This is a genomic window from Hymenobacter cavernae (assembly GCF_014641455.1).
GTDB classification, from domain to species: domain Bacteria; phylum Bacteroidota; class Bacteroidia; order Cytophagales; family Hymenobacteraceae; genus Hymenobacter; species Hymenobacter cavernae.
Genome location: NZ_BMHT01000005.1, coordinates 532,875 through 545,700 on the forward strand (window position 1 = coordinate 532,875; position 12,826 = coordinate 545,700).

Below are 12,826 nucleotides of genomic sequence, written 5' to 3' on the forward strand. Positions count from 1 at the left end.
ACGTATATCGCGCGTCCATAAACAGAAGAGCCCACATCCGTAGATGTAGGCTCTTTATAATGAATTTCTTACCTAGACCTAGGTCAGATTAAAAGGCCTCGCCAACGGCGAAAATAATTCCGGAATTGCCACCTGATCCTACGCCATAATCCAGGCGAATATTTAGCCGGTCGTGGCGGTTGAAGCGGAAACGGGCACCGAAGCCGCCCGCTATTTTAGTACCATCGAAGGTGTAATCCGACAGCTTATAGCCTACTTGCCCAACGCCAAGGAAGGCCGCACCATCAATGCGCCAGAACAGCTTCTGCCGGATTTCAGCCTGAAACGTGGTGAACTGACGGTCCCGGAAGCGTGCTTCGTAGATGCCGCGCATTAAGTAAGCATTATTATAGATAGCGCCGCCGAGCGTAGCGCCCATTCCGCCTAGCTCACGAAACGGTACATCACCGGAGTGATACTGCCCTAAAAATTGTAAGGCCAGGATAGTGTTATTGGAACCGAACAGCGGGTTGAAATGGCGGGCATCCAGCTGATAGCGAGTGAATTTATAATCGCTACCTAGGCCAGAGCCATTAAACAGGACGTGCGCATCCAGGAAATTGCCCCGATAAGTAGCCAGCACATTGTCGCGGCCGTCGTAGCGCAAAGCAGGACCTAGGCCCGAACTGATGCCGCCGCTGCGCTCCTTGGCGCTGAGCTGGTAGTACTCATTGTTCGGATTGTTGGCCTGATCACCTTCATTTTTCAGATCTACCGTACCTAGGTCGGTGAGGCGGTAGCGCAGGCCCACAAACCAATTGGGTGCTACTTTGGCCAGTGCTCGTTCATCAAACACAAAAAGTGGGTATTGAATCTGCACCTCATCACTCTTCCTGGTGTTATTTCCAATGCCGTAGTAGTTGAATACCAAGTCATAATAGCTCAGCTCTCCCACGAAGAAGAACTTTTCCTGGGGCGTGAAGATGCTGTGCGTCAGTTGGATTGTTGTTTGTTTTTTCTGAGAAATCCAGCCGATGAGCCGAACGTTGGACTTGCGCACGGTGGTATCGGTGCCGAAGCGCCACACAGGCAGAATAGCCAGGCCGCCTGCAAAACCCGTTTCCTGCTGGTAGAAAGCAATGGGAACGGGCCAGAAGAACGGCTTATCGTACTTACTCTTTACTGGCTTGACCGGCGCAGTCGTGTTGACGGAGGTGGCAGCCGAGTCAGCGGCCGTTTGGGCGTACGCTAGCGGAGACAACATACTCAGCAGCAGCACTACGTAAAGAAAGCGCATAGATGGGCGGATAGCAGAAAATGGTAGGAAAGCCAATCAGCTCAGCCCCGCGTGACATACGCAACAACTAGAGCCTGATCGGAACTTCTCTGCTAACGAAGCTGAGCCAGAAACGTTATCTTATCCAACCGTAATCAGAAGCATGGAGAGCACGCCGGCCAGCATCACCCACTTGCACCAGGCACTCAGGTGGGTAAAGTTGCGGCGGCGGTCGGCGCGGGCGAGCTGCCGGCTCAAACCCAGCAACGGCAATACGACTACTAATCCCAGCCACGCGCCCAAAGCTAGCTTGCCGTTGTGCAGCGCGCTCCACCCCGCCCCCATTACCAACGTAATCAGGCACAGAAGGAAAAACCCCGCCACCCATTTGGTGCGAATAATGCCCCATACGATAGGCAGCGTACGACAGTCATGCTGCGCGTCGCCGCGCATATCTTCCACATCCTTAATAATTTCACGCACTACCGTCAGCAGAAAGGCTGCCAGCGCGTACGTCCAGACGCTAGCGTGACCAGTGCGCAACTGTAGCTCGGGCAGCAACACCAGAGCCGCCGTGAGCAGGGCAATAGTTAAGTTGCCGACCAGCGGCAGCCGCTTGAACCGGGCCGAATAGCCCCACAGCAGCAGCGCCGAACCTAGGTTGACGAGGCCCAACAGCGGTGACAGCGCGCCAGCTACTACGATGCCTTCGCCCGAAAGTAGCAGATGCGCCAGCATAGCCTGCCGCCGGTTGACGACACGCCCCACAACTAAGCGGTCGGGGCGGTTGATAGCGTCAATCTTTACATCATAGTAATCATTGATAATGTAGCCCGCCGCCGCAATGCAGAGCGCAGCCAGCAATAACAGGCCAAACCTAGCTTCCAGCAATGGCGCCTGCAGCAGACAGGTGCGCACTAGCAGCAGACACAGCGCCATCAGTACCAAGTTTGGGAAGCGGATCAGCACTAGAAACTGCCGGACGTTCTTCACGCGAGCCAGTGGCCACCAGCCTGATACTGAAGAAGAAGCAGAGTAGCGCATGATAGAAAATAAGATCTACTAGAAGATAATATCATGTATACCCACTAAAAGAAAAAAAGAAAGCCTCTCCGTTCGCGGAGAGGCTTTCTGTCACGCAAAAACTATGTAAGCTAGCTTACAGCTTCTTTACATTGATAGCGTTAACGCCTTTGCGGCCTTCCTGCGTGTCAAACTCCACGCGGTCGTTCTGCTGAATCTGGCCCCCGTTAAGGCCGGTTACGTGCACGAAGAAGTCTTCCTTCGTAGCGTCTTCCGTAATGAAGCCGTAGCCCTTCGACTCATTAAAGAATTTTACGGTTCCTGTTTTCATGTAACTTAAAATGGTGAATGGATGATTTTGTAAAGATAAAGGACTTTTATAAAATCACAACTGCGCCCCGTAACGCAGCTTAGCCACCTATATTGTTCAGCTAGGTTTGGCCGGTACACAGCTAAGCTACCATGTACCTTGAGCTTTCATCACTATTTCGATCAGCTCGCGAACTGCACCACGGCCGCCGGGCAGCGTCGCTACGTAGTTGCTGATGGCGCGCACATCGGAGGCGGCATCGCTGGGGCAGGCGGCAACTGCGCAGCGGCGCATCACCTCCACGTCGGGCATGTCGTCGCCCATGTAAGCAATATGAACCGGGTCGAGGCGATGCAGATTGATGTAGTTATTGAAGATCTTCATCTTATCTGCCGCTCCCAGGTAGATGTCGTGCACATCGAGCGACTCGAGACGGCGGCGTACACCTTCTTCCTCGCGCCCTGAAATCACAATAATCCGGTAGCCTTTCGCCACCGCATGGCGGATAGCATAACCATCGCGGATGTGAAACGTGCGCGCCTGCTCGCCCGAGTTGAGCGCCAGCAGCGTGCCATCCGTCAGCACACCATCTACATCAAAGATAAACGCTCGAATGGCGGTTAAATCAGGAAGAGTCATGAGGTAATAATGCCCAGCTTTAGTACCTAGGCTTCCTTATACAGGCACAGCGCCAAACACCAACTTCTATTAGCTAGCTTACTGATTATCACGCCATTCGTACACCCACTTGGCTTGAATCTGCTCTAAATGTCCTTCGGTAGACTGCTCACGGGTACCGGCAAAATTAGGCAGGCTTAATACCCACTCCAGCAGTTCAGTAAAGCGAATGCGGTAGATCTTAGCTTCCGTAAAATCGTCGCCAAACTTCTCGTATAGCGCCATGGCGATGTCTTCATGGTCGCCCCAGTGCATAGGCGGCTCGAAATGATTCATGTTAGGAATGTTGAGTTTTGAATGTTGAATGCTGAATTGTAAAATAGTTAATGATTGAATGGTTTCACATCAGCACATTGCCTTGTTGAAATTCAACACTCGACCTTTAACATTCAACATTTCAATCAGTGCCCCAGGAAGTCTTGCGGGGGAACGAGAATAACCAGTTCCTGCGAGGTCTGGACCACGCACTGGCATGCCAGGCGCGAGTTGATACGCGGGTTCACGGCCCGGTCGATAAAGTCCTCTTCCTTGTCGGAAATCTCAGGTAAGTAGTCTTCACCTTTCACCACGTACACGTGGCAGGTGCTACAGCCACAGACGCCGCCGCAGTTGTGCTGCAGTTGAATCCCGTTGTTGAGGGCCACGTCCAACACCGATTCGCCCTGCGCCGCAACGTGCGTCTGGGCGGGTTGGCCGTCCTGAAATTGAAAAGTAATGTTAGCGACTTGCACAGGATGAATGCTTGAGCGGAGCGAAATGCGGGCACGAAGGTACGCACCCCCGGCCCCGAATCAAAGTTGTACATCGCCCTGATTGTTTGGGGCCGTTGCTACTGTCTGTGCTTTGACACTATCTGTCAACGACTTATAGAGCTGTAGCCACTCCGGATGCTCAGCTAGTGCTGCTTGGTGACGAACCAGGGTTGGCTCATCGTGGCGAGCCGCGGGGCCCGTCTGCACGGTGAAGGGCGGGTGCTGGAAAGCCTTGTCGATGGTTTCGCGGACCAGCGGCTCCAGCAGCGCAAACGATAAGCCGGCTTCCGTAAGCAGGGTGTGACTGATTCCGAGTAGGTGGTTGGGAAAATTGCAGGCAAAAACTGCTGCTACGTGCAATGCTTGGCGCTGGGGCGTGGCGACCCGCGCTACCTGCTGGCTTAGCTCGTGCGCCAGACCTAGCAACATCGCTTCAGCGGCGGCATCGGCAGCCTCAATGCACAGTGGCACCGTTTGCCAATTCACCTGCCGCTCAAGACTGAACGTTTGGAGTGGATAGAACACACCGCCGCGCAGGCCAGCATACGGCGCAAATACCGCCAGCGGCACGGCCCCTGAGGTGTGGGCCACCAGTGCCGTGGTCGGAAACCTAGCTTCTGCCAACAGCGCGGGAACAGCGGCATCAGGAGCGGCAATGAGGTAAAGATCAGCGCGCCTGTCACTTAGATCAAGGCCGGTGCCTGCTTCTGCACCGGGCAGCGCCTCAGCCAAAACCTGTGCACTAGCGAGCGTACGGCTCCAGACATACGGAACACGGTGGCCGGCCCGCACCAAAGCCGGCCCCAACTGACTGGCAACCCGACCAGCCCCAAGCAACACGATATTGAGCATACTCAAAACAGATATGGGTAATTGTAAGATTCTCAGAGCAATAAAAAAATAAAAAGATTCTTGTTAAGTTTTTAACAATAAGACATACATGTTTAAAAATATCTCAACAACTTAACACCCAAGAAAGCTAACTACCTATTTGCAAGCCCACTACGAGTCCATCTTTTTTTCACCAATCACCTTACCATACCCTTTATGAAACATCAGTACAATTTAAGCACTTTGGGGGCGCGTCTGCGGCGGGTAGCCCTGACGGCGGTGCTAGGCCTCGCAGCCTTTACAGCGGCACAGGCGCAGGATGCCAGCGTCGTTGTGATTCACACGCTGGGCAAGTTGGCCACGCCATCTTCCTTGCCGCATACGGTGGCCGCAGCTGTCCGAAATACGGGCACAACGGCTATCACCAACAAAGTGGTTACGCTATCCGTCACTGGGGCGAATACCTTTACCAGCACCAAGACCATCGCTACGTTGGCCGCTGGCGCTACTTCGCTGGTGACCTTTGATCCGTACCCAGCCACCTTAGCGCTTGGTACCAACACGGTAACCGTAAGCGTCCCGGCTGACGCAAATAACACCAACAACACCCAGACCTACGCGCAGCAAGTTACGACGAACCGCGTGACGCAGATTGACGTGACGCAGCCCTTTGTAGCTACTGGCGTGGGAGTGAGCAGCAGTACCCCCGGCGGAGCCCTGGCAACTAAATTCACTACCAATCAGCCGATTACGCTCAACGAAGCTAGAATAACCTTCATCAACGCGGGCACGGCAGGCACCTTGTTCCAGGTGCAGGTATTCAATGCAGCGGGCGCGGGTGGCACACCTGGCACAGCGCTATACACTTCCCCTACTCAGACCCGCCCCACTATCGTCGGGACGACGGGCCAGACGGCTACCGCGAGCGTTTCGCTGCCAGCCGTGGCTGTTTCGGGCTCTTACTACCTAGGTGTGCGTGAAGTAGGCACCGCCTCCGGCGGTCCTGCGAACGTCGGTATAGCCTATCAATTAGAAGACCCATTGCGGGCCGCCACCTCTTTTTATCAGATTGCCGATGGCGGTGCCTGGAGTGATGTCGGTACTACTACTTTACGGACGCGCCTAGCTTTAGAAGTAGGCATCGGCGGCACCGTTACCTGCGCTGCTCCCACCAATGTGGCGGTTTCGAGCGTGACGACTACCAGCGCGAGCGTAGCCTTCACGGCACCTAGCAACGGGGTAAACTACAGCCTGATCTATGGCCCTTACGGCTTTAGCCCTGCTACAGGCGGCACAACAGTAGCCGTTACGACTTCGCCGGTTACATTAACAGGCCTCACGCCTAACACCCGGTATCAGGTTTATCTGCGCGCTAACTGTGGTACTACCGCAGGCCAGAGCGTACTGAGCGACCAGGTTACGTTCACGACGCTTCCAACCTGCCAGGCTCCAACGGGCGTAACAGTTACGAACCCAACCGCGACGGGCGCTACCGTTACCCTCACCGGACCGACGAACGGCACTGGCTATACCTACTGGGTAGTACCGCGCGGCACTACGCCTCCCACCACGGGTGGCACGACCGCTACCAGTTCGCCTATCACCCTGACCGGCCTAGCTTCCGCTACTAACTACGATTTGTATATCCGTGCCAATTGCGGAGCTGGTGACCAGAGCGCTGTTGTAGGACCAATTGCCTTCTCAACGGCCTGCGTTAACCCACTTGTGACTGTTTTCCCATACAGTGAAGGCTTTGACGGAGTGGCAGCTGGTGCCCTGCCTTGCGGCGTGACGGTAACGGATGTGAACGGCGATGCCAGAACCTGGTCGGTAGTAGCCGATGCAACCGGCTCGGCCCCAAACGCCATGCGTTACACTTATAGCGCCAACAACCCCGCTAATGACTGGTTCTTCCTACCTGCCATCAGCATGCAAGCCGGGCGCCGCTACCAGCTGCAATTCAAGTACCGCGCACAGTCGGCATCATTCCCCGAAGCGCTGGAAGTGAAGTTCGGTACGGCCGCTACGCCAGCCGGCCAGACTACTACGCTGTTCCAGAACACGAACATTGTTAACACGACTTATGTAACGGCAGCTCCCGGCCTAGGTGCCGGACAGGTAGCGCCCATCACGGCTCCTACCAACGGCAACTACTACATCGGTTTCCACGCCATCAGCGAGGTCGACGAGTTCTACCTCTTCGTGGATGACGTTACCATTTCGCAGGTACTGGCTACCAACTCACCCGAGCTAAGCCGCGCCATCAGCGTTTATCCTAACCCCAGCAAAGGCCTGTTCTCGCTGGATGTACACGCCACCGGCGCTAAAGGTGCTTTGCAAGTGGAAGTAACCAACTTGCTGGGCCAGATGGTACACACCGCCAGTGTGCTGAACAACCGCGACCAGCAGCCTCTCGACCTCTCGAAGCTGGCAGCCGGTATCTACCAGCTGAAGGTGAAGAATGGCGACGAGTATACGATGCGTAAACTCATCATTGAGTAGTTCGTTTAGAATTTCCGCTTACCAAAAAGGCAGCCAAATGGCTGCCTTTTTTTGTTGAGCTTACCTTCAGGAGTACGCTGCAAAAACCTAGCTATCCCTTCAAAATCAGCTAGCTATCTGCGGAGCTACCCCCAAGTGACTGGGTCTTTCTTACGCTGAAGTGAAACTTACGAGCGATTATACAACAGTTTCTTAGCATATTAGTGCTTCCTGTTTAAAATCCAAGTGCCTCAAACTCACTACAGCTTCCTTACTTTATGACAAAACTTTACAGTCCGGGACAACCGACAGCTAAATGGAAAAAACTGGCGTTGGCGGCGTTGCTGGCAGCTGGTACTTCCGCCGCTGCGCAAGCTCAAGTGCTCGGCTACTCGGCGGCTACTGCCATCAACGGCAGAGCTACTTACACCGACCTAGGTAACAGCGGTGTTGCCATTGCCACCGCAAATATCGATGATGCTGTTTCAGATCCGCAGGAGATTGGGTTTCCGTTTACGTTTAATGGTCAACCGTTTACTCAGTTTATTCTGAGCACGAATGGCTTTATCAAGCTAGGTGCGACACCTCTTTCGTATCCGGCGCTGCTCGACCCCATCGAGAGTGAAGAATCGGCTGATGTCAACATTATAGCACCTTCTTCCTACGCTGATTTGGAGGGCGCGGCCGATCAGACGGCCAACCCCACCAGCTTCCGGGTAGCTACCACGGGCGCAGTCGGAAGCCGAGTCTGCACGATTCAGTTCAAGAATCTGCGCGACAAGACGAGCGCCAGCGCGCCGGGCCAGATGAACACCATGCAGTTTCAAATTAAACTATATGAAGGCACCAACATCATCGATTTTGTATACGGTACCTGGACGGCCAGCACGGCTACACCACTGGGTCAACTTTTCATAGTTGGCTTAAAGGGCTCGGGGGTTGCCTCGTCGGATTTTCTGCTTGCCTCCAAACCATCGAGCGCAACAGCATGGAGCACAACGACCTTTGCTAATCCAGCTCCCCAGTTCCTCGCTCACTTCGTTCGCAACACGTTTTTGCCGGACGCAGGCCGGACGTATCGCTTTGCGCCTGCCCCACCTAACGATGCTAACGTAGCGGTGGTATATACCCTAGGGCAGCTGCCCATTCCGCTGACGACGCCGCACGTTATCCGGGCGCTGGTGACCAACGCTGGTAGTGCGCCCCTGACCAACGTGAAAGCTACACTGTCTATCACGGGAGCCAATACCTTCACCAACGTCAAGACGATACCAACGCTGGCGGTTGGGGCATCTGCCATTGTTTCGTTCGACAGCTACACGCCTACTACAACAGGCAATAGCGTTATCAATGTGACACTACCGAGCGATGATAACGAGGCGAATAACGTTGCCAGCACCACTCAAATGGTGAACCGCGCCCTCTTTGGCTACGCCGAAGCCAACGTGCCCGCGACAAGCAGCGTCGGTTTTGGTGCGACAGCCGGAGGCATTTTCCTAGCAAAGTTCACCACGAATGGCGCTCGTAATCTATCAGTTATCAATGCGGATCTTGAGGATGCGCGTTCCGTCGGCCGAACGGTATTCGCCGTTCTTTGCAACAGCACGGGCGCTATCCTAGGTCGCTCCGATGATTACGTCGTCACCACCACTGACATCGGCAGCATGAAGGCTTTCACACTGCGCACGCCAGCTGTCATCAATGGCGATTTTTACATCGGTCTGGCGCAAGCTGCCGCTCCCAGCGGTACGGCCGCGTTCTTTCCCCTTGGCACGTCAGCGGAAGCACCTACCCGTACGGGTACTTTCTTCACCGCGCCTCTGGCTGGTGGCACGCTGACAGATGCTGCTGCCAGCAACCTAGGCAAGTTTATGCTGGAAGCCGTCACGACTGCCGTCGTAACAGCCAACTCTCCGGAGTTACAGCGTGCCATTGCCGTGTATCCGAACCCCAGCAAAGGTCTGATTACCCTAGATATTCATGGAGTAGCGGCCAAAGGGACATTGCAGGTGCAGGTAAGCAACCTGCTGGGTCAAACGGTATACACCGGCACGGCAAAGAACGAGGCAACTAACTCGCTGAATCTCTCGAGCCTAGCTGCCGGCGTTTACAACCTGAAGGTGCAGAACGGCGACCAGTATACGGTGCAGAAGCTCGTTATTGAGTAATCACAAGTAACCTAGGTCAACAAAAAGGGCAGCTATCCAGCTGCCCTTTTTGTTGGTAGTGAAGCCCAATTAACCTCTTGCTTCGTCGGGCTAATCTTGTTTTATCTGCCTAACAACAGAAAAGCCCTGGCTAGGTAGCCAGGGCTTTTCTGTTGTTAGGCAAAGGGTTAGTTAAATTAAGCTACCTGACGAGTCACTTTCGCCGGCTGTGCTTTCCGCGGTGTGGTAGCTGGCGCGGTGAGGCTGGCGCTAGCTTCGCGGCGGCGCTTTACCAGGGCCATGCCGAAGCCAACAGCCATGAGCAGCGTGCCGCTCCACAGCAGGTTGATGAAGGGCTTTTCAACCGCTTTCAGGATGATGTAGTCCTTTTGGGTGGTGCTCACCCCAAAGGTAAACTTCTTGTTAGTTGGGTCAACGTTGAGAAAAGCCACCCGCAAACCTAGGTCCTCGACCTCATCGGCTACCCGGCCAATCAGCTTGTTACGCACCACAAACACGGGGTGGACGTGGTACTGCTTCTTCTCACCATGCACGATGAAGTCACCCTGAATGGCTAGGTCACCTGGCTGCAGATTGAGGCCAGCCGTTTGGTGAGCGGGCTCAATAGCACGCAGCACGGCAAAGTAGTCATTGAGGTAAATCGTGTCGCCAACGCTCAGCACGTGCTCTTTTACTTCACTCCAATCCTTGTCTTTGCGCGGATCGGGCACGCTGCTGATGTGCGAATAGATGTCGTGGCTAGCGTACTTCTTGATATCAGGCGAAGCGAGCAAACCGCCCATCTCTTCGTTTACCTGCGCCCGCGGGAAGAGCGTGAAGGTTTCGCCAGTCTTTTTGTCTTTGTACTCAACGCGGTAGTAGGTGTTCTCCGGCCGAAGCTCCAGCGTATCGCCCGCTTTGAAGTAGACTTTGTCGCCCTGCTTGATTTCAGCACGCGCCAGCGCTTTGAACTCATCGTCGGTGCGGAACAGCAGTTCTTTGTTCACGTAGTTCGGCACACCAGGTACATCAAAATACTGGCCGGTGTAGCTCACATCGTAGCCATCCATCGGCGCGACTTCGTTGCGCCACAGCAGCACGTTGTCGCGGTTGATATCCTCGGGGAACTCCTTGGAATACACCAGCCCCGACGAGTTCTTGGAGATGATGTTCGAGTAGCCAGCCGACGCCAGAATACCCAACAGCATCAGCGCAATACCGATGTGCGCCACGCCCCCACCCGAGAGGCTCACCTTCCGCTTGATTAGCGTCAGGACCATACCTAGGTTGGCCAGCACGCCAAACAGCGCCGTGGTGAGCAGCACGATATACACCGCGCCCATCTGCAACTTGTTGTATTGCACCAGCAGAATTACGAGGGCCGCGCCGAGCAGCGTCAGCACGCCGGGTACTGTCAGGGAGTTAGCGAGACTCTCTTTGTCGTTTTTCTGCCACCACATAATCTGGGCAATGCCCGAGAGCAGCGCCACAAACACACCCATCCACAGCTGAATCTTGGTGTAGTGCGCAATCTGATCGGCTGGCAAAGCTAGATTCGACTTGATGCCGATAAAGCCCAGAAAGGCATTATAAACCGGAATGCTCGTCGTGACCAGCACCTGGAAAGCGCCGAGGCAAAGCACCGTTGCGCCGATGAACACCCACAGCTCCGAGTTGTAGGTCGTAAGCTCCTTATCTGAAACTGGAATTTCTTTCCAGCGCACGATAAGCAGCGCAACCGCCAGCACCACGAAAGCCGCCAAGTAGATAATCAGCTGCCCCGACAAACCTAGGTCGGTGAAGGAGTGCACGGACGCGTTGCCCAGCACGCCGCTACGCGTGAGGAAAGTCGCGTAAAGCACCAGCAGGAACGTGGTGATTACCAGCACAAAAGAAGTCCGCAGCGCGGTTTTGCTCCGCTGCCACAGCACCATGCCGTGAATAGAGGCCACTAGCACCAGCCAAGGAATGTACACGGCGTTTTCGACCGGGTCCCAGTTCCAGTAGCCACCAAAGTTCAGCGTTTCGTAGGCCCAGTAAGCGCCCATCATGATGCCCACGCCGAGCACGAGGCCACCAAATAAAGCCCATGGCAAAGCCGGCTTGATCCACTTCGAGAACTCCTTTTTCCAAAGACCAGCAATGGCGAAAGCAAACGGCACCAGCGTCAGGGCGAAACCTAGGAACAGCGTGGGCGGGTGAATCACCATCCAGTAGTTCTGGAGCAGCGGGTTCAGGCCGGTACCGTCCTTCGGAATGAAGTTCGGATTAGCCTGAATAAACGGAGCGTCGGTCAGGAAGTCGCGCAGCAGGATGAAAGGCGAGGAGCCGATTTTCACATTCAGCAGCACCACGCCCATAATCATGGACGTGAGGAACAGTTGTACGCCGGCAAACACGGTCATCACCGGAGCTTCCCAGCGCTTGTTGAAGCGCATGATAGCCAGGCCCAAGCACACCTGCCAGAAGATCCAGAGCAGAAAGCTTCCCTCCTGCCCTTCCCAGAAGCAGGAAATCATATAGTACACCGGCAAGTGGTTGCTGGAGTGACTCCAGGCGTAGTAGTACTCGTAGCGGTGCGTGTAGATGATGGTGAACAGGCAAGTGATAATAGATAGCACTGCCGCACCATGCAGGAAAAATGCACCCCGAGCCAGCCGCAGCCACGACGCATCCGTTTCCCCCAACGGCTGATTGCGGGCCGCCATGTAGTAGGAATATGCTGCCACCGTGGCCGCTACAAACGCCACAATGACACTCAGGTGCCCTAGGTCGCCGATGAAGGTATTTAACATGAATTCTCAATTAGGAATGAGCAATGAGCAATGAACAACTGTGCTCCTTATCACCGATTGTTCATTGCTCATTGCTCATTGTTCATTCTTAATTAACTGAAGCAGTGGCGCCTTTGATATCTTTCTCCACGTATTTCGACGGGCACTTGAGCAGAATTTTATCGGCCACGAAGATGTCGTTGCGCATAGCGCCCGTAATCACGACTTGCTCCGACTTATCAAAATCCTGGGGCTTGGGGTTGAAGTAGACCACACGCTGCGCGATGCGGTTGGTATCAACCAGCGTGAACGCAAAATAGTTGGGGTCGAGGGTCGGGTTATACTCCAGACCTAGGATTTGCTTCTGCCCGTCGCGGGGCAGGCGGCCCACTACGTGTACTTTCGTCAGGTTGCCCTGCGAGGCTCGCTCTTTAGCTTCCCGGAACGAAACATAAACGCTGGCATCACCAGCCGCACTCATAATAATACCGATTGCGAGGGCAATGACGGCAATGGCGAGAATATGCGATTTTTTCATGTGCAAAAGGCGGAAAACGCAAATCCGGCGCATCTCA

Annotated in this window: 11 protein-coding genes; 2 read left to right on the forward strand and 9 right to left on the reverse strand. The window is 54.6% G+C overall.

The window, feature by feature from the left end; translation table 11 throughout:
- Positions 1–88: 88 nt before the first annotated feature.
- From IEX74_RS15845 to IEX74_RS15875, 7 genes are all read right to left on the reverse strand, one after another.
- On the reverse strand, positions 89–1,276 hold the full coding sequence (locus IEX74_RS15845) for a BamA/TamA family outer membrane protein (RefSeq protein WP_188814989.1): 1,188 nt from the start codon (positions 1,274–1,276) through the stop codon (positions 89–91).
- 120 nt (positions 1,277–1,396) lie between these two features.
- Positions 1,397–2,299 (reverse strand): geranylgeranylglycerol-phosphate geranylgeranyltransferase, encoded by a 903-nt coding sequence (locus IEX74_RS15850; protein WP_188814990.1) that lies wholly within the window; start codon positions 2,297–2,299, stop codon positions 1,397–1,399.
- 115 nt (positions 2,300–2,414) lie between these two features.
- On the reverse strand, positions 2,415–2,609 hold the full coding sequence (locus IEX74_RS15855; protein WP_086597166.1) for a cold-shock protein: 195 nt from the start codon (positions 2,607–2,609) through the stop codon (positions 2,415–2,417).
- 126 nt (positions 2,610–2,735) lie between these two features.
- Positions 2,736–3,227, reverse strand: a complete 492-nt coding sequence (locus tag IEX74_RS15860) for a KdsC family phosphatase (RefSeq protein WP_188814991.1) — start codon at positions 3,225–3,227, stop codon at positions 2,736–2,738.
- Positions 3,228–3,305: 78 nt separating this feature from the next.
- A complete protein-coding gene (iscX, locus tag IEX74_RS15865) occupies positions 3,306–3,542 on the reverse strand; it encodes a Fe-S cluster assembly protein IscX (RefSeq protein ID WP_188814992.1) in 237 nt (78 codons plus the stop codon).
- 125 nt (positions 3,543–3,667) lie between these two features.
- Positions 3,668–3,997, reverse strand: a complete 330-nt coding sequence (locus IEX74_RS15870) for a 2Fe-2S iron-sulfur cluster-binding protein (protein WP_188814993.1) — start codon at positions 3,995–3,997, stop codon at positions 3,668–3,670.
- A 60-nt stretch (positions 3,998–4,057) separates the two neighbouring features.
- Positions 4,058–4,870 carry a Rossmann-like and DUF2520 domain-containing protein gene (locus IEX74_RS15875; RefSeq protein ID WP_188814994.1) on the reverse strand — a complete coding sequence of 271 codons (813 nt, stop codon included), beginning with the start codon at positions 4,868–4,870 and terminating at the stop codon, positions 4,058–4,060.
- Between the two features lie 195 nt (positions 4,871–5,065).
- Between IEX74_RS15875 and IEX74_RS15880 the strand changes: the two genes are divergently transcribed.
- The gene (locus tag IEX74_RS15880) at positions 5,066–7,351 is read left to right on the forward strand and encodes a T9SS-dependent choice-of-anchor J family protein (protein ID WP_188814995.1); all 2,286 of its coding nucleotides are present in this window, start codon (positions 5,066–5,068) and stop codon (positions 7,349–7,351) included.
- A gap of 257 nt (positions 7,352–7,608) precedes the next feature.
- Positions 7,609–9,498: a T9SS type A sorting domain-containing protein gene (locus tag IEX74_RS15885; RefSeq protein WP_188814996.1), complete on the forward strand. Its 1,890-nt coding sequence runs from the start codon at positions 7,609–7,611 to the stop codon at positions 9,496–9,498.
- A gap of 176 nt (positions 9,499–9,674) precedes the next feature.
- Here the strand turns inward: IEX74_RS15885 and ccsA are convergent, their stop codons facing one another.
- Positions 9,675–12,272, reverse strand: coding sequence for a cytochrome c biogenesis protein CcsA (gene ccsA, locus IEX74_RS15890; RefSeq protein WP_188814997.1), 2,598 nt, complete (start codon positions 12,270–12,272; stop codon positions 9,675–9,677).
- Between the two features lie 88 nt (positions 12,273–12,360).
- On the reverse strand, positions 12,361–12,789 hold the full coding sequence (locus IEX74_RS15895; RefSeq protein ID WP_188814998.1) for a cytochrome c maturation protein CcmE domain-containing protein: 429 nt from the start codon (positions 12,787–12,789) through the stop codon (positions 12,361–12,363).
- Between the last annotated feature and the right edge of the window lie 37 nt (positions 12,790–12,826).

Excerpts from the sequence above, each read along its gene's own strand:
- iscX (WP_188814992.1), bottom strand. The coding sequence starts at position 3,542 with ATGAATCATTTCGAGCCGCCTATGCACTGGGGCGACCATGAAGACATC.
- IEX74_RS15875 (WP_188814994.1), bottom strand. The coding sequence starts at position 4,870 with ATGCTCAATATCGTGTTGCTTGGGGCTGGTCGGGTTGCCAGTCAGTTG.
- IEX74_RS15850 (WP_188814990.1), bottom strand. The coding sequence starts at position 2,299 with ATGCGCTACTCTGCTTCTTCTTCAGTATCAGGCTGGTGGCCACTGGCT.
- IEX74_RS15855 (WP_086597166.1), bottom strand. The coding sequence starts at position 2,609 with ATGAAAACAGGAACCGTAAAATTCTTTAATGAGTCGAAGGGCTACGGC.
- IEX74_RS15845 (WP_188814989.1), bottom strand. The coding sequence starts at position 1,276 with ATGCGCTTTCTTTACGTAGTGCTGCTGCTGAGTATGTTGTCTCCGCTA.
- ccsA (WP_188814997.1), bottom strand. The coding sequence starts at position 12,272 with ATGTTAAATACCTTCATCGGCGACCTAGGGCACCTGAGTGTCATTGTG.
- IEX74_RS15895 (WP_188814998.1), bottom strand. The coding sequence starts at position 12,789 with ATGAAAAAATCGCATATTCTCGCCATTGCCGTCATTGCCCTCGCAATC.
- IEX74_RS15860 (WP_188814991.1), bottom strand. The coding sequence starts at position 3,227 with ATGACTCTTCCTGATTTAACCGCCATTCGAGCGTTTATCTTTGATGTA.
- IEX74_RS15885 (WP_188814996.1), top strand. The coding sequence starts at position 7,609 with ATGACAAAACTTTACAGTCCGGGACAACCGACAGCTAAATGGAAAAAA.
- IEX74_RS15880 (WP_188814995.1), top strand. The coding sequence starts at position 5,066 with ATGAAACATCAGTACAATTTAAGCACTTTGGGGGCGCGTCTGCGGCGG.